The sequence below is a fragment of the Saccharopolyspora sp. NPDC002578 genome, assembly GCF_053592695.1.
Map to the genome: position 1 here is coordinate 147,385 of NZ_JBSFWJ010000002.1, position 15,832 is coordinate 163,216.

Here is a 15,832-nt window from a genome sequence, read left to right on the forward strand (position 1 = left end):
GCGTTCCCACCGCAGGAGAGGTCTGCCCTCGCATGTCCGAGAACCCGCTGCACCTGGCCGTCGCGCTCGACGGCGCAGGCTGGCATCCCGCCGCCTGGCGCGATCCGAACGCCACTCCGGAAGCCCTGTTCACCCCCGGTTACTGGACCGCGCTGGTCCAGGCGGCCGAGCGGGGCCTGCTCGACTTCGCCACGATCGAAGACGCGCTGGGCCTGCAGTCCGACGACCACCTCAGTCGCACCGACCGCCGCACCGACCGGGTGCGCGGGCGGCTCGACGCCGAGCTGATCGCCGCCTTCACCGCGCCGCTGACCAGCCGGATCGGCCTGGTTCCGACGGTCACGACCACGCACACCGAGCCGTTCCACATCGCCTCCGCCCTCGCCACCCTGGACCACAACAGCCTGGGCCGGGCCGGGTGGCGGGTGCAGACCTCCGTCCGGACCGACGAGGCCGCGCACTTCGGCCGGCGCGCGCTGCCGGAGATCCGGCGCGAGGCCCTCGGCACTCCGGAGGTGGACGCGGCGGTCGCCGACCTGTTCGAGGAGGCCGCCGACGCCGTCGAGGTGGTGCGGCGGTTGTGGGACAGCTGGGAGGACGGCACCGAGATCCGCGATGCCGCGACGAACCGGTTCCTGGACCGCGACAAGCTGCACCACGTCGACTTCAGCGGGCGCTTCTTCTCTGTCCGCGGGCCGAGCATCGTGCCGCGTCCGCCGCAGGGGCAGCCGCTGGTCGTGGCGCTGGCGCATGCGCGGGCCGCCTACGAGCTCGCCGCCAGGTCGGCGGACGTGGTGTTCACGACGCCGCGCAACGCCGCCGAGGTTCCGGGGATCGTGGCCGAGGTGCGGGCCGCGGAGCAGGCCGTGGGCCGCACGGGCGCGCCGCTGCGCGTGCTGGCCGACCTCGTGGTGTCGGTCGACGACGACGGGCAGGAAGCGCGGGACCGGGTGCGGCGCCTCGACGAGCTCGCCGAGCAGCCGCTGCGTTCGGACGCGGCGGTGGTCGCCGGTTCCGCGACCGAACTCGCCGACCTGGTGCAGGAGTGGCGGGCGGCCTCGCCGGAGCTCGACGGCTTCCGGCTGCGGCCCGCGGTGCTGCCCACCGACCTGGACGCCATCGCCGACGGCCTGGTGCCGGAACTCCAGCGGCGCGGCGCGTTCCGCTCCGCCTACGACACCGACAGCCTGCGCGAGCGGTTCGGGCTGCCCCGCCCGGCCAGCCGGTACGCGACGAACGAGGAGGTGGCCCGATGAGCGCGGACCGCAAGCAGGTGATCCTGGGCGCCTACTTCCCCGGCGTCAACCACGACACGGTGTGGAGCGACCCGGCCTCGGGCAGCCACATCGACTTCGCGTCCTTCGAGCACTGGGCGCGCACGGCGGAACGCGGCAAGCTGGACCTGCTGTTCCTCGCCGAGGGGCTGCGGCTGCGCACCCGCGGGGACGCGATCTTCGACCAGGACGTGGTGGGGCGGCCCGACACGTTCACCGTGCTGGCCTCGCTGGCGGCGATCACCGAGCACATCGGGCTGGCGGGCACGATCAACTCGACGTTCAACGAGCCCTACGAGCTGGCGCGCAAGTTCGCGTCGCTGGACCTGCTCTCCGGCGGGCGGGCCGCGTGGAACGTGGTGACCAGCTTCGACGCGCCGACCGGGGAGAACTTCCGGCGCGGCGGGTTCCTGGCTCCTTCGCAGCGCTACGAGCGGGCCGGGGAGACGCTGGAGGCGGTCCGCCGGCTGTGGGACTCGTGGGGCTCGGACGCGGTGGTGGCCGACCGGGAGAGCGGGCGGTTCCTGCGCGACGAGCACGTCGGCGACTTCGCCGTGCGGGGCAACCAGTTCGACATCGCGGGCAGGTTCTCCACACCGCGCTCCCCGCAGGGGCATCCGGTCGTGCTCCAGGCCGGTGAATCCCCGGCCGGGCGCGATTTCGCCGCGAAGCACTCGGACGCGATCTTCTCCCGGTACCAGCAGTTCGACGAGGCGCGGGCGTTCTACACCGACGTCAAGGCCCGGGTCGCCAAGGCCGGGCGGAACCCGGACGAGGTGAAGATCCTGCCGTCGGCCGCGGTCATCCTCGGCGACACCGAGGCGGAGGCGCACGACCGGCACGCCGACGTCCGCAGCCGCCAGGTGGACCCGCTGACCTCGATCGTGCTCGCCGAGATGGTGTGGAACCGGGATCTGTCCGATGTGGACCCGGACGGCCCGGTCCCGGACCTCGAGCCCACGCCGGACGCGCCGAAGTGGATCAAGGGGCGGGCACCGCTCACCCAGGACGCGCACGCCACGGCCGAAGCCTGGCGGGAACTCGGCCGCACCGAAGGACTGTCGTTGCGGCAGGTCGTGACGAAGGTCTTCGACCGCAACGTCTTCGTCGGCACTCCGGGCAAGGTGGCCGCCGAGATCGAGCGGTACGTCGAGCAGGAGGCGGTGGACGGGTTCATCCTCGGTTCGCACGTCAGCCCGTCCGGGCTCGACGAAGTCGTGGACCGGGTGGTGCCGCTGCTGCAGGACCGCGGCGTGTTCCGCACCGAGTACACCGGCACGACGCTGCGCGACAACCTCGGCCTGGAGCCCGCCGAGCGCTTCGGCGAACCGGCCTCGGCCTGACGGCGCAACGGCCTCTTCGTCCGAGCGGGTCGGGCGAAGAGGCCGTGCACGTCACCCGTGAAATCGGAACCAGCCCTACCGTCCCTGCGACCGGGTGCGGAGCCGTCGGTCAGCGCGAGCTCGGCTCGTCGCCGACCGCGGTGCGCGCGCCGGGGTCACCCGAAGTCCGGGGCCGGTCCCAGCGAGTTCAGCGCGGCGACGATCGTCCGCTCCTCGTACCGGAAGTGCTCTTCCAGCTCCGCCGCCAGCCGGTCCAGTTCGTCGCGCAGCGCCTCCGAGTCGGACCGCCCCGGTCGGTGTGCGCGGACCAGTTCGCCGAGCTCCGCCTGCATCCGGTCCACTTCCCGGTGCTGCTCCCCGAGCTCGGTGAGCGTCGTAGCGAGTGCGGGGAACCGCTGCGCCAGCAGGGGAAAAGCGCCGCCGTCCTCGCCGGTGTGGTGCTCGGTGAGCGCGGAGCAGAACGTCCGGCAATGCGCGCGCAGCTGCGCCCCCAGGTCCTCGGTGGCGTCGTGGTCGAGGCGGTCGCGCAGCGCGGTGAGTTCCGCGCGCAGCCAGTCGTGCGCCTCGACCAGGAAATCACCCAGGCCGCGGGTCCCACCGCCGGTGGCGGGTGAGTGCCGGAAATCGGGCACGTCTGCAGGGGATTCGCTCTCGGGAGTCATGGATTCCTTCCCATTCGATCCATCGGACCGGAGGGGCGGATTCCGCCGGAGGAGGGCGCGCGGAGGCCGGGTCGAACGCGCGGAGGAGCACGCCGATCGCACCCCGGCACACGGGGCGACCACGATCGATGTGACGAGAAGACCCGGAGAGCACGGAGGATCGCGCGTGCGTGCGCGCAACTCTCAGAACCGCGTCGAACTCAAGAAATGGCGGAAGCCACTACCTCCAGCGTCGGGCCCATCCGGGGCGCGGCGAAAGACTACAACGCCGCCGCATCGCCCGGCAATCACCGCCCGGTTCAGGTCAATCCGAGCATCGCTTCGGTGGTGTCCCACAGGTTCCGCGCCAGCGCTGGATCGCGCGCCTGCTTCGAGGTGGGGGCGTTCGCCCGCATGCGGTGGAAGTACTGGCCGTTGACGCTGCGCGGATCCGCCAGCGAAGCCAGGTGCACCAGGGGAGCGGCGCCCTGCTCGTTGCCGAGCAGCAGGGTGCGTCCCGCCGCGGTGCCGTACACCAGCGACACGGGTCCCCTGCTGTCGCGTCCGAAGCTGGAACCGACCGTTCCGGGGTGGAAGGCGACGGCGCTGATCCCCGTCTCCGGGGCGCGCCGGGCGAGCTCCCGCGCGAAGATCAGGTCGGCGAGCTTCGCCGAGCCGTACACCCGCAGCGAGGAGAACCGGCGGCGCGCGAAGTTCAAGTCCGCCAACGAGATCCGGCCGAACCGGTGCCCCATGCTGCTGGTCACGATCACCTGGGCCCGCGAAGCGCTGAGCCGCTCGTGCAGCAACGCCTGCAGCAGGAACGGGGCCAGGTAATTGCTCTGCAAGGTCAGCTCGAAACCGTCCTCGGTGACCTCGCGCCGCGGAACGACGCCGCCCGCGTTGTGCGCCAGCACGTCGATCACCGGGCACCGCCGCAGCAGCCGGTCCGCCAGCGACCGCACCTGCCGCAGCGAGGCGAAGTCCGCGATCAGCGGCTCCACGCCGAGTTCCGCCGCCACCGCACGGGTCTTGTCCGCGGACCGACCCACCGGCACGACGGTCGCTCCGCGCGCCGCGAGCTCCCGCGCGGCGGCGGCACCGATCCCGGCGCTCGCCCCGGTGATCACCACGGTCTTGCCGGTCAGATCTTCGGACACCGCTCCTCCTCGAACCCGCGTCGACCCGCATCCTGTCAGCGGGGCGTCGAAATCAGGCGGCGGGACATCCGGACGACTCGGCCTTCGCCGCGTGGCAGATGACCGCGTCGAGTCGGTCGCGGGTCGCGACGAGCTCGTCGATCTGCCCGTCGATGCGGTCGCGCTCGGCGGTGAGCCGCCCCAGCAGGTCCGGGGTGACCTCGCCCGTCTCCACGCACGGCAGCAGGCTCAGGATCGTCTTGCTGGACAGTCCCGCGCCGTAGAGCTGCTGGATCAGGCGGACCCGGTCGACGGCGGAGTCCGGGTAGGTGCGCTGCCCACCGGCGCTGCGCTCGGCGCGCAGCAGGTGCTGCTCCTCGTAGTACCGCAACGCCCGCACGCTCACGCCGGTGTTCGCGGCGAGCTCCCCGATCCGCATCGCGCCTCCCGCGAGTAATCCGGAACACATTTCTTGCCTCTGACGTCAACGTCAGGTTTTAGCCTAGCGCAAGTACATCGCACGCCACCAGGCCGCTAGGAGTCCCCCGTGTCCAGCCCCCACCCCGCCGCCCGCGCCGCCGAGGTCCTGTCCCGCCCGTTCGCGCTGGGCGGAGCGACGTTGCCGAACCGCATCGCGATGGCCCCGATGACGCGCGAGTTCTCGCCCGGCGGTGTTCCCGGCGCCGACGTCGCCGCCTACTACTCGCGCCGCGCGGCGGCGGGCACCGGCCTGATCATCACCGAGGGGACCTACGTCGACCACGCCTCCGCCGGGCTCAGCGACCGGGTGCCGCGCTTCCACGGCGAGGACGCGCTCGCGGGCTGGAAGAACGTCGTCACCGAGGTGCACCGCGCGGGCGGCAAGATCATGCCGCAGATCTGGCACGTCGGCATGGCCCGCACCGCCGGAGCCCCGCCGTTCCCGGACGCCCCGCCGATGGGCCCCTCCGGGCTCGCCCTGGAGGGCGACGCGACCGGGCACGCCATGACCCAGGCCGACCTCGACGCGGTCGTCGAGGCGTTCGCCGAGGCCGCCGCCGACGCCGAACGCCTCGGGTTCGACGGCGTGGAACTGCACGGCGCGCACGGCTACCTGATCGACCAGTTCCTCTGGGAGGGCACCAACCACCGCACCGACGGCTACGGCGGCGACGCGGTGTCCCGCGTGCGGTTCGCCGCCGAGATCGTCGCCGCGGTGCGCCGGAAGGTCGCCGCGGACTTCCCCGTCGTGTTCCGCACCTCGCAGTGGAAGATGAACCACTACAAGGCGAAGCTCGCCGCCACCCCGCAGGAGCTCGAAGCGGTCCTGAGCCCGCTCGTGGAGGCCGGCGTCGACGCCTTCCACTCCTCCACCCGGCGCTACTGGCAGCCCGAGTTCGACGGTTCCGACCTCAACCTCGCCGGGTGGACGAAGAAGATCACCGGCAAGCCCACCATCACGGTCGGCTCGGTGGGGCTCGACCAGGAGTTCCTCAAGTCCTTCAGCGGCCAGACCTCCGCGGTGACCGGCATCGACGACCTGCTGGACCGGCTGGAGCGCGACGAGTTCGACGTGGTCGCCGTGGGCCGCGCGCTGCTGGCCGACCCGGAATGGGCCGAGAAGGTCCTCCACGGCCGCCACGACGAACTGGTCCCGTTCACCTCCGAGCAGCTCACCACCCTGCGCTGAGGACTCCCGCCGGACGCCTCCTCCATCCCGCACCGCGGACCGGGAGGGGGCGTTCGCCCGGGTCCGCGCGGTGGGCCGCCGCACGGCCCGCGTGCGGTTACAGCAGCTGGTCCAGCGTCATCGGCAGCGACCGGAGCCGCTTGCCCGTGGCGTGGTGGATCGCGTTGGCGATGGCCGGTGGCAGCCCGGTGAGGCCCACTTCGCCGACGCCCTTCACCCCGACCGGGTTGAAGCGGTCCGGGGTGCCGACGAAGGCGACCTGGTGGTCGGGGACGTCGCCGTTGACGGGGATCAGGTAGTCGGCGAACGTGGCGTTCGTGATGCGACCGGTGCCGGGGTCGGTGGCGGTGTCCTCGAACAGCGCCATGCCGATGCCGCCGACGGCGCCGCCGATGATCTGGCTGCGCGCGGTCTTCTCGTTGAGGATCCGTCCGCCGTCGATGGCCGAGACGATCCGCGCCACCCGGACCGCGCCGAGGTCGGCGTCGACCCGGACTTCCACGAACTGCGCCCCGAACGCCCCCGCGCGGGAGAGGCCGTTCACGTCGTGCGACGACGGGTCGAAGGCACCGTCGGCGGCGAGGTCGCCGCGCCCGTGCCGGGCCAGCATCGCCGCGTAGGTCTCCCCCGTGGCCGGATCGTCGACGAGGTGCAGCCTGCCGCCGGTGGCGGCGAGCTGATCCACCCGCGCGCCCCGCAGCGGCGCGGCCGGGTCGTCGGCGACGAGGTCCAGGAATCCCTGCCACAGCCGGAGAACCGCCGCGTCCACGGCCGCTCCGAGCGACCCGGTGAGCCCGGAGCCACCGGCCAGCGGCGCCGTCGGGAGCCGCGAGTCGCCGATCTCGAACCCGACCGATCCGACCTCCAGGCCGAGGCGCTGCGCGGCGAGCTGGGTGATGACCGTGCGGGAACCCGTGCCGATCTCGGCGGTGGAGCTGCGCACCACGGCGGTGCCGTCGGCGAGCACCGCCACCGACGCCTCGCACGGCAACCCGAAGAACGGGAAGGACGCGGTGGCGACGCCGTAGCCGACGAGTTCGTCGCCCTCCCGCAGCGAACGCGGCTGCGCGGGTCGGCGGCTCCAGCCGAACAGCTCCGCGCCGCGCCGGTAGCACTCGCGCAGCGCGTTGCTCGACCACGGCAGCCCGGATTCCTGGTCCGTCGCGGCGAAGTTCCGCAGCCGCAGCTCGATCGGGTCGATGCCGACCTGGTACGACAGCTCGTCGATGGCCGATTCCAGCGCGAAGTTGCCCTGCGCCTCCCCCGGCGCGCGCATCGAGCACGGGCCGGGGATGGTCAGCCGCACCTGTTCGTCGTGGGTGGCGACGTTGGCGCACGCGTAGCGGACGGCCGTGCCGCTGGTGACGGGGTCGACGTTGTCGTCGTCCACGGCCGCGGTCTGCGTCGAGCGGTGCTCGATCGCGCGCAGCGTCCCGTCCCGGTCCATGCCGATGCGCAGCCGCTGCACCGTGCCGGTGCGGTGCCCGACCCCGGTGAACATCTGCGGGCGGGTCAGCACCAGCCGCACCGGCAGCCCCACCTCGCGCGCCGCGAGCGCGGCCAGCTGCACGTGCGGCCAGGTCCGCAGCGCCGAGCCGAAGCCGCCGCCGACGAAGGGCGCGACCACCGTGACGTCGGCCGCGGGCAGCTCGAACGCCGCCGCGAGGGACTCCTGCATCGCGCTGGGGCCTTGGCTGTTGCTGTGCACGGTGAGCCGCGGCCCGTCCCAGCCGGCGACCGCGCTGAACAGGCCCATCGGGTTGTGCGTGTTCGCCGGGGTGGTGAAGGTGGCGTCGTAGCGCACCGCGGAGTCCGCCAGCGCGCCGGGCACGTCGCCGCGGGTGGTGCCGGTGCCCGCCGGAGCGCGCGGCGCCCGCGGATCGTCGATCGCCACCACCGGCGAGCGCACCTCGTAGTCGACCTCGATCAACGAGGCCGCCTCCGCCGCCTGCTGCGGGGTCCGCGCGACGACCACGGCGAGGTAGTGCCCGTGGTGGTCGACGACGTCGCCCTGCAGCGGCGCGGGCGGTTCACCGGGCGGCCGTTGCACCTTCGGCGCGTTGAGGTGGGTGAGCACCGCGAGCACGCCGGGCGCCGACTCGGCCCCGCTCGTGTCGATGCCGGTGATGCGCCCGGAGGCGATGGTGCTGCACGCGAGCGCGGCGTGCGCCATGCCGGGTTCGGCCACGTCGTTCGGGTAGTCGGCGGTACCGCTGACCTTGCGCCACCCGTCGACCCGGTTCATCCCGGCGCCGGCCAGCGCGGGTGCGGCGGGAGCCGGGGCGGCGGTGGCGGTGCGAGCGGGTGCGGTCGCGGGCAGCAGTCCGGCTCCGGCGACGAGCACGCCCGCGCGCAGCGCGGAACGGCGGGAGATCTCCATCGAGCGCCTCTCTAACGAATCCGTGCGGAACGATCGTGGACCGGGCAGCCGCCCAGCGGCGGCCGGTTCGAGCGACCGGCACCGCTGCGCGACGCCGAGGGGGAAGACGGGCGGGAGGCATCGAACCCGCGGCGAGCGGGCCACGGTTGTTCCGCCGCGCCGGCCGGGTTCGACGACGGCCGCCGGGATTGCGCCGGGCAGACCATGGCGAAGGCTCCTAGCTCGTCGCGTCGCGCAGCGCGCGGATCAGGGTGCGGCGGGCGAGTTCCACCTTGAACTCGGTGCCCTCCACGGTGAACGGGTCCTGGACGGCGAGTTCCGCCGCCGCCGCGAAGGACTCCACTGTGGACGGCTGGTCGAGCAGCGCCCGTTCCGCCTCGCTCGCGCGCCAGGGCACGGTACCGACGCCGCCGAGCGCGATGCGCGCCTCCCGCACGACGCCGTCCGCCACCCGCACGGCCACCGCGGCGGAGCTCAGCGCGAACTCGTAGGAAGCGCGGTCGCGCACCTTCAGGTAGCCGGAGCGCACGCCGGGAGCGGGCAGCGGCACGTCCACACCGGTGATCAGCTCGTCGTGGCCGAGCACGTTCTCCACGTCCGGAGTCGCCCCCGGGACCCGGTAGAACTCGGCGAGCGGCACCGAACGCGGCCCCGCCGCGCCCTGCACCCGCACCACGGCGTCCAGCGCGGTCAGCGCCACCGCCAGGTCCGAGCCGTGCACCGCGATGCAGTCCGCGCTCGCGCCGAGGATCGCGTGCATCCGCGCACCACCGGTCACCGCGGCACAGCCGCTGCCGGGCGCCCGCTTGTTGCAGGCCGCCACCGACGGGTCCCGGAAGTAGCGGCACCTGGTGCGCTGCAACAGGTTCCCGCCGATGGTCGCCATGGTCCGCAGCTGCGGGGAGGCGCTGGCCAGCAGCGCCTCTGACACCACCGGAGCCCGTTCGACGACCAGCGGGTCGGCGGCGAGCTCGGCCATGGTGGTCATCGCGCCGACGCGCAGCACCTCGCCGTCCCGGCTGATCCCGCGCAGCGGCAGCCGGGTCACGTCGACGAGGGTCCGCGGGGCGAGCACCCCGTCCTTCATCAGGTCCAGCTGGGTGGTGCCGCCCGCGAGGTAGGACGCCTCCGGGTCGGCCCCGACCGCGGCGACCGCTTCGGCGACGTCACCGGGGCGCAGGTACCGGAACTCACGCATTCTCCGCGACCTCCCGGATGGCGGCCACGATGTTCGAGTACGCGCCGCAGCGGCACAGGTTCCCGCTCATCTGCTCCCGGATCTCTTCGTCCGAACCGGTGCGCCCCTCGTCGAGCAGGCACACCGCGGACATGATCTGACCTGGCGTGCAGTAGCCGCACTGGAAGGCGTCGTGGCGCACGAAGGCCTCCTGCACCGGGTGCGGCTCGCCGTCGGTGCCGAGACCTTCGACGGTCGTGACCTCGCGGTCGTCGCACTGCGCGGCCAGCGTCAGGCAGGACAGCCTGCGCGTCCCGTCCAGCGCCACCGTGCATGCTCCGCACGCGCCCTGGTCGCAGCCCTTCTTGGTGCCGGTGAGGCCGAGTTCGTCGCGCAGCGCGTCGAGCAGCGTGACCCGTGAATCGAGATCCAGTTCGTGGTCGGTGCCGTTGACGGTGAGCGAGACCGAAACCCGGTCGTCGGCCGTGGTTGCCATGTGGCTCCATCCTCGTCGGTGCGATCACCGGCGGCTCCCGCACGACGGGCCGGGCCACCGCGACCCGCGTTCCAGCGCGAACGAAACCCCGGTTCGCGGCCCCGGGGCCGAAATGTCGCGACGCCCCCGTTATACATCGGTGATCTTCGACGGCACCAGAGCCCGTTCGCGGGTCAATTTTCCCGTTCTTGTTTCCGTAGTCCCTTTCCCGGTGCGCGCACCAGTGGCTCCCACCGTTGCGACGAAAAAACGCCGAACAGGTGGGAGCCACCTCGACAATGCGTTCACCTTCGGGCCGTCATGGCCGGAGTTCTCCCGGCACGCCGTGGCGCGTGCCCGGGAGGAGCCGTGGCGGACGGGTGCCGGTTACCTGCCCCAGCCCCAACCGCCCCAGTGGCCCCAACCCCAGCCCCAGCCATTGCCCCAGCCCCAACCGGAGCCCCAGCCGTGGCCCCAGCCGTGGCCCCAGCCCCAGCCGCCGCCGGAGTAGACGAAAATGCTCTTGATGCGCATGATCTGCACCTTCTTCCCATGAACCCGGCAGGCGAAATCGCTCCGTCCACCGGTCGATTCGACGATCGTTTCTGCGGAGTTCGAGGGAGTCGTGATGTCCGGCCCCGTACGCGCCGGGTGGTCGCCGTCGGGCCACGCCCAGTGCGATTGCTTTCCACATTAGGAGCTCGGCGAACGCGCGGAACACGGCCGTTGGACCTGCGCACGATATGTGTCCGGAACACGGCCAGGGGCGCCCGCCGAACGGCGGACGCCCCTGGGGACGGCGGAATCCGGGTTGCCGGATCAGCGGGTCATTTCGTGGTGTTCAGGTCGACGTCGACGGTGAAGTCGTCCTCGCCGTCGAAGTAGTCCGAGTCGTCCTTCGACGGCGAGTAGGTGTCGACGATCATCTTGCCCGCGTCGATGTCGAACTGCAGCAGCCGCAGGTAACCGAGCCCGCCTTCCGGCGCGCTCTGGTAGTCGGCGAGGATCTCCGGCACCTTCCGGCCGTCGGCGGTCTCCTGCACGTTGTGCGTGGCGCCGTGGTTGTGCCCGCACAGCACGGCCTTCACGTTGCGGTGCGGCTCCACGACGCGGTCGAAGATGTCCTGGCCCTGCTCGCTGTAGGAGCCGTCGGTGTTCAGGTACGCGTGCACGCTGATGATCACCGGGGTGTCCGGGTGCTCGGCGAGGACCTTCTCCGCCCAGGCGAAGTCCTCCTCCTGCATGTCCCAGGTCAGCGACAGCATCATGACCTGCTTGCCGGCGACGTCGACGAGGTCGTAGTGCTGGCGGTTGTTCTCGTAGGACTCGCCGCGCACCGGGGAGCCGGCGAACCGCTCGTCGCCGAAGTAGTCGCCGTAGAGGCCCTCGACGTCGTGGTTTCCCTCGACGACGCCGTACGGGAACTTCGCGTCGTCCAGCGTCTTCATGCTGGCGTCGGCGTTGTTCCACTGGTCCTCGTCGTCGGAGTCGTCGACGATGTCACCGGTGTGCGTCGCGTACCCGATCTTGCGCTCGGCGGCGTTGTCGACCAGCCACCGCGTCTGGGCGTCGAAGTGCTCCGGGTGGCTCTCGGAGTAGTACTGGGTGTCCGGCAGCCAAGCGATCGCGGCATCGTAGGTGGCGGGGTCGGGCAGCTCGTTCGCACGGGCCGACGGTCCGGCGAGCGCGCTCGGCGCCGCGATCGCGGTCGCGGCGGTCAGGCTGGTGGCGGCCAGTGCGAACAGCAGGCGACGGTCAGGCTTCACTACGGCTCCTCGATTCGACGTTCGACCGGCGACATCGTTTCCGCGCGGCGTGGAGTCGACCCGACACCCCACCGTCCGGCCGGTGAACTGCCGTTGAACTCGGGTGAATTGCCGGATTTCCGCGGCCCCACCGGGAATGCGGACGGGCTCCGGGCCTCGATCGGATCGTCCAGGCGGCCGAGCCTCGCGATCAACCGCCATCGGCTCGGACGGATGACCGAACGGGCACACCACCGGACCAGAAGGGCCGCACCGGCGCGGGTTCCTTGCCGGGGGCACCGCGCGACCGGTGCACTGTCGCCTGACCCCTCTGCCCGAACAGCTGTGAGGGAAACCCCGCCGCCTCCCCGCCGCGAGCCACTTCCACGCCGACCTCATCGGAGACTCGGTGGTGCACGTACGGATCCGGTGCCGCGTCCAGCCGCGCGGATCCCGTCCACCACTCGCAGTTCAGGTTCGGAGGATGCGCGATGACCACACAGATGGAACGGGAAGCACCGCCGGTCGACGACCAGGCGAGCCGGCCCTCCCGGAAACCGGTGCGGATCGCGGTCCGCGCGGCCGACCCCATCACCCTCACCGGGTTGACCTGCACGCTGATGGGACGGCCGCAGCTCCAGGTGGACTCGACGTCGCAGGCCGCGGACGTGGACGTGCTCGTCTACGCCGCCGACGCGGTGACCGCCACGACCGCGGCCGGACTCCGCCGCGCCGCCGGCGAGTTCGGCGTGCCCATCGTGCTCGTCACCGGGGAGTTCGACAGCTCCCAGCTGCTGAGCGTGACGGAGTGCCAGGTCGTGGCGATCCTGCACCGCAACGTCGCCACCGCGGCTCGGCTGCAGGAGACCATCCTCTCCGCCGCCGACGGGGGCGCCGCGCTCCCGTCGAAGCTGCTCGGGGAGCTGCTGCGGCAGGTGCAGACCCTGCAGCAGGACGTGCTGACCCCGCGCGGCCTGAACTCCTCCGGGCTCACCCCGCGCGAGATCGACGTGGTGCGGCTGATCGCGGACGGCTGCGACACCGAGGAGATCGGCAACCGGCTGTGCTACTCGGAGCGCACCGTCAAGAACATCATCTACACCATGACGAACCGGCTGCGGATGCGGAACCGCCCGCACCTCGTCGCCTACGCGGTCCGTTCCGGGGTCATCTGACGGGCAGGCGCCGGCGCCCGGCGGGATCAGGTGCCGTGCGGGATCGGCCCGGCGCCGGGAGCCGAGCGGCGCCTCACATCGCGCCGGCGCCGAAGAACTCGGCGTTGACGGTGGCGGTGGCGAACTCGGCTCGCGACCGGTACCCGGCGCGCTTGAAGCACCGGGACAGCCGTCCCTCCACGCTCTTCTCGGTGGTGGCCAGCACCGCCGCCAGCTGCTGGTTGCTCAGCCCCTCCGCGACCAGCCGGGCCAGCAGCCGTTCGTTCTCCTCGACCGTCGCCGCCTGCCCCTGCTCTCCGAGCTCCTTCGCGGGCAGCAGCGCGCGCATCCGGGCTCGCGGGACCAACGCGTCGAGCTCACCGAAGATCCGGTACGCCGCGCTCGCCGATTCCCGGTCCGCCAGGCCGTGTTCCGCGACGGCGAGCACCGTGCCGGCGTAGCCGAACGGGTCGCCGAGGTCCGCGGCGATCGTGATCGCCGCGGTGGCCGCGTCCCGATCCTCGTCGGCGACGGCCCGCGCCAGCTCCCGCTCCCCGCGCGCCGACACCGGCACCGGATCGCCGTCCGCGGCCCGGTCGGCGCAGCGCGACGCGGTGGCCGGGCTGCCGTGGCGCGCTTCCCAGCAGGCCAACCGGCGCCACACCGGCGCGGTGGCGCCGAGGACGCCGAGGTCGGCGGCGCTGCGCAACGCCTCCTCCAGCAAGGCGCGGGCCCGGTCGCGCTCGCCGAACAGCCCGGCGAGTTCGGCCTCCGCGAGCAGCAGCAGGTGCGGCATCGGCGCGTTCCTGGCACGTGCTTCGGCGAGCACCGCGTCGGCGCGGCTCAACCGGCCGCGGGCGCTGAGCATCGTGGCCATGTCCCGGAACAGCACCGTCAGGCCGGGCACCGCGCCGTGCACCGGTTCCGCGGCGAGCGTGGCGCGGCACCGGTCGAGCGCCTCGTCCCAGTTCCCGGCCCGCGCGGAGCTGATCGCCCGCCGGGGCGCGCTCGTGGCCGGCGTCCGGTGCGCTCCGGTGTGCAAGGTGAGCGCGTCCACCAGCAGCTCGGCGACCTCGTCTTCGGGCCGGGGCGGTTCCTCGTCGGCGCGGCCGAGCAGCGCGCCGGACGTCCCGCGCAACAAGCGTCCTAAATGGATGGTCGCGGAATCGCGCTCCCACTCCGGGGCGTTGCCGACGAGCAGGTCGTGCGCGTCGCTCCAGCGCCCGAGCAGGCACCGCGCGGCGGCGCGCACGACGACCCCGGCCGCGCCGTCGTCGGCGAGCTCGCGCAGCGCGGCCAGCTCCCCCGCGCCCGCCCAACCCAGCCCCCGGATGATCCGCAGCTCCTGCGCCGACGCGGCGGGCAGCGATTCAGCGCCCAGTGCGGCGTCGGCGAGTTCCACGGCGCGGCGGAAACGCCGATGGCGCGCGCAGATCACCGCTCGGCGGTGCAGCAACACCGCACCCGCCGCCGGGTCCGCGCACAACTTCGCGGCGGCCCGCGACCACCGCTCGGCGCGGTCGCCGTCGACGGCGGCGACCTCGTCGACCCGGCGGTGCAGTTCGGCGACGGCGCGGTCCCGGTCGACGAGGTTGCCCGCTTCCGCCATCCGGTCGGCGAGGTAGTGCTCGTCCGGCGCGGTGGCTGTCCCCTCGATCAGCGCGGCGACCGCGAGCTGCGCGATGCGCCGGCGTTCGAACAGCCCGAGCCGCCCGGCCAGCACCGCCGCCAGCATCGGAACGCGGAACCGGAATCCGCCGCGCCGATCGGGCAGCAGCACTCCGCGCGCGCACCACTCGCGCAGCAGCCGCCGAATCCGCCCCTCGCCGCGCCCGAGGCTGCGCGCGATCAGCCCCGGTGCCGCCTCCCGCAGCGGGTGCAGCACCGCCAGCGCGCGCAGCACTTCCGGTGCGGACCCGTCCGCGTCGGCACCGCCGCCCGGCAGCGCGGGCGCGGGTTCACCGCTCGGCCGCGCCGGGAACCGGTCGCCCACCAGGTGCGCGTGCTGGTCGACCACGCGCAGCACGCCGCCGCGCAGGTAGCCGTCCACGGCGGCGTGCACCAGCGCGGGCGTGCCGCGGCACCGGTCGCGCAGCGACTCGGCCAGTCCCCCGGCGGGTTTCGCGCCCAACCGGTCCACGAGAATCCCCCGCACCGCCGCGACCGGCAGCGGGCGCAGCCGCTCCACCCGCGCCAGCCCGGCCGCCACGAGCTCGGCCAGCGGACCGGTGGTGTCCGCCGGGGTGCGCACCGCGCAGACGAAGGTGATCGGAACGTTGGCCAGTCCCCGCACCGCGCCCAGCAGCCTGCTCGTCGAGCGGGCGTCGAGCCGCTGCGCGTCGTCGAGGAAGACGACCGCGCGGGTCCGCCGGCCCGACAGCACGCGCTGCAAGGTCGCCCACGGCGATTCGCCGGATTCCGGTTCGGCGCCGAGCGCGCCGGGGATGCCTCCCGCGACCTCCCGCACGTCCAGTCCCGCGAACACCACCGGAACGTCCGCGGTGGACATCCCGAGGTCGTCGGCGCGGGCGCGCGCCTGGGCGAGCACGGCGCTGCGCCCGATCCCGGCGGGTCCGGTGACCAGGACCAGCGGCACCGCGCCGGGCCCCGCGCAGGACTCGACGATCCGGGCGACGACCTCGGCCCGGCCGTGAATCCTGCCGTCCGCCCCCGTGGGCAGGGGCGGCTCCGGACAGCACGCGGACAGCGATCGAGGACTGCTCATGCCCCCATTATCGCGGGTGGCCCCCGTCGCACTCCCGGATTTCACGGGGAGATCACCCATTGATCCGTGAAGGCCATCACCAGGGATTATGCGATTGATTACGCATTCCT

At 73.0% G+C, this 15,832-nt stretch carries 12 protein-coding genes; 4 read left to right on the plus strand and 8 right to left on the minus strand.

What is annotated here, in order from left to right:
* Positions 1 to 32 precede the first annotated feature (32 nt).
* Both ACWD38_RS02255 and ACWD38_RS02260 read left to right on the plus strand, forming a co-directional pair.
* Positions 33 to 1,256 carry an LLM class flavin-dependent oxidoreductase gene (locus tag ACWD38_RS02255; protein WP_450123156.1) on the plus strand — a complete coding sequence of 408 codons (1,224 nt, stop codon included), beginning with the start codon at positions 33 to 35 and terminating at the stop codon, positions 1,254 to 1,256.
* On the plus strand, positions 1,253 to 2,617 hold the full coding sequence (locus ACWD38_RS02260) for an NtaA/DmoA family FMN-dependent monooxygenase (protein ID WP_450123157.1): 1,365 nt from the start codon (positions 1,253 to 1,255) through the stop codon (positions 2,615 to 2,617). The genes ACWD38_RS02255 and ACWD38_RS02260 overlap by 4 nt, the downstream gene beginning before the upstream one ends.
* Positions 2,618 to 2,772: 155 nt before the next feature.
* Here ACWD38_RS02260 and ACWD38_RS02265 read toward each other — a convergent pair whose 3' ends face one another.
* The 3 genes from ACWD38_RS02265 to ACWD38_RS02275 all read right to left on the minus strand — a co-directional run bounded on the left by ACWD38_RS02265 (position 2,773) and on the right by ACWD38_RS02275 (position 4,836).
* On the minus strand, positions 2,773 to 3,279 hold the full coding sequence (locus tag ACWD38_RS02265) for a hemerythrin domain-containing protein (protein ID WP_450123158.1): 507 nt from the start codon (positions 3,277 to 3,279) through the stop codon (positions 2,773 to 2,775).
* 299 nt (positions 3,280 to 3,578) lie between these two features.
* The gene (locus ACWD38_RS02270) at positions 3,579 to 4,418 is read right to left on the minus strand and encodes an SDR family NAD(P)-dependent oxidoreductase (RefSeq protein ID WP_221315776.1); all 840 of its coding nucleotides are present in this window, start codon (positions 4,416 to 4,418) and stop codon (positions 3,579 to 3,581) included.
* A 52-nt stretch (positions 4,419 to 4,470) separates the two neighbouring features.
* Positions 4,471 to 4,836 (minus strand): MerR family transcriptional regulator, encoded by a 366-nt coding sequence (locus tag ACWD38_RS02275; protein WP_184478840.1) that lies wholly within the window; start codon positions 4,834 to 4,836, stop codon positions 4,471 to 4,473.
* Positions 4,837 to 4,944: 108 nt separating this feature from the next.
* Here ACWD38_RS02275 and ACWD38_RS02280 point away from each other — a divergent pair, with 108 nt between their 5' ends.
* Complete coding sequence (locus ACWD38_RS02280) at positions 4,945 to 6,066, plus strand: oxidoreductase (RefSeq protein WP_184478839.1); 1,122 nt, start codon at positions 4,945 to 4,947, stop codon at positions 6,064 to 6,066.
* A gap of 97 nt (positions 6,067 to 6,163) precedes the next feature.
* Here the strand turns inward: ACWD38_RS02280 and ACWD38_RS02285 are convergent, their stop codons facing one another.
* The 4 genes from ACWD38_RS02285 to ACWD38_RS02300 all read right to left on the minus strand — a co-directional run bounded on the left by ACWD38_RS02285 (position 6,164) and on the right by ACWD38_RS02300 (position 11,864).
* Positions 6,164 to 8,446 carry a xanthine dehydrogenase family protein molybdopterin-binding subunit gene (locus ACWD38_RS02285; RefSeq protein ID WP_450123159.1) on the minus strand — a complete coding sequence of 761 codons (2,283 nt, stop codon included), beginning with the start codon at positions 8,444 to 8,446 and terminating at the stop codon, positions 6,164 to 6,166.
* A gap of 217 nt (positions 8,447 to 8,663) precedes the next feature.
* Positions 8,664 to 9,644 (minus strand): FAD binding domain-containing protein, encoded by a 981-nt coding sequence (locus ACWD38_RS02290; RefSeq protein WP_184478837.1) that lies wholly within the window; start codon positions 9,642 to 9,644, stop codon positions 8,664 to 8,666.
* Positions 9,637 to 10,119, minus strand: coding sequence for a (2Fe-2S)-binding protein (locus tag ACWD38_RS02295; protein WP_184478836.1), 483 nt, complete (start codon positions 10,117 to 10,119; stop codon positions 9,637 to 9,639). The genes ACWD38_RS02290 and ACWD38_RS02295 overlap by 8 nt, the downstream gene beginning before the upstream one ends.
* 806 nt (positions 10,120 to 10,925) lie before the next feature.
* The gene (locus tag ACWD38_RS02300; protein WP_184478835.1) at positions 10,926 to 11,864 is read right to left on the minus strand and encodes a metallophosphoesterase; all 939 of its coding nucleotides are present in this window, start codon (positions 11,862 to 11,864) and stop codon (positions 10,926 to 10,928) included.
* Positions 11,865 to 12,334: 470 nt separating this feature from the next.
* Here ACWD38_RS02300 and ACWD38_RS02305 point away from each other — a divergent pair, with 470 nt between their 5' ends.
* The gene (locus ACWD38_RS02305; protein ID WP_246456740.1) at positions 12,335 to 13,018 is read left to right on the plus strand and encodes a helix-turn-helix transcriptional regulator; all 684 of its coding nucleotides are present in this window, start codon (positions 12,335 to 12,337) and stop codon (positions 13,016 to 13,018) included.
* A 73-nt stretch (positions 13,019 to 13,091) separates the two neighbouring features.
* Here ACWD38_RS02305 and ACWD38_RS02310 read toward each other — a convergent pair whose 3' ends face one another.
* The gene (locus tag ACWD38_RS02310; RefSeq protein WP_184478834.1) at positions 13,092 to 15,722 is read right to left on the minus strand and encodes an AAA family ATPase; all 2,631 of its coding nucleotides are present in this window, start codon (positions 15,720 to 15,722) and stop codon (positions 13,092 to 13,094) included.
* Positions 15,723 to 15,832: the final 110 nt, after the last annotated feature.

What these genes read in the sequence shown, in the direction of transcription:
- ACWD38_RS02255 (WP_450123156.1), top strand. Translation starts at nt 33, where the DNA reads ATGTCCGAGAACCCGCTGCACCTGGCCGTCGCGCTCGACGGCGCAGGC.
- ACWD38_RS02260 (WP_450123157.1), top strand. Translation starts at nt 1,253, where the DNA reads ATGAGCGCGGACCGCAAGCAGGTGATCCTGGGCGCCTACTTCCCCGGC.
- ACWD38_RS02265 (WP_450123158.1), bottom strand. Translation starts at nt 3,279, where the DNA reads ATGACTCCCGAGAGCGAATCCCCTGCAGACGTGCCCGATTTCCGGCAC.
- ACWD38_RS02275 (WP_184478840.1), bottom strand. Translation starts at nt 4,836, where the DNA reads ATGCGGATCGGGGAGCTCGCCGCGAACACCGGCGTGAGCGTGCGGGCG.
- ACWD38_RS02285 (WP_450123159.1), bottom strand. Translation starts at nt 8,446, where the DNA reads ATGGAGATCTCCCGCCGTTCCGCGCTGCGCGCGGGCGTGCTCGTCGCC.
- ACWD38_RS02290 (WP_184478837.1), bottom strand. Translation starts at nt 9,644, where the DNA reads ATGCGTGAGTTCCGGTACCTGCGCCCCGGTGACGTCGCCGAAGCGGTC.
- ACWD38_RS02295 (WP_184478836.1), bottom strand. Translation starts at nt 10,119, where the DNA reads ATGGCAACCACGGCCGACGACCGGGTTTCGGTCTCGCTCACCGTCAAC.
- ACWD38_RS02305 (WP_246456740.1), top strand. Translation starts at nt 12,335, where the DNA reads ATGACCACACAGATGGAACGGGAAGCACCGCCGGTCGACGACCAGGCG.
- ACWD38_RS02310 (WP_184478834.1), bottom strand. Translation starts at nt 15,722, where the DNA reads ATGAGCAGTCCTCGATCGCTGTCCGCGTGCTGTCCGGAGCCGCCCCTG.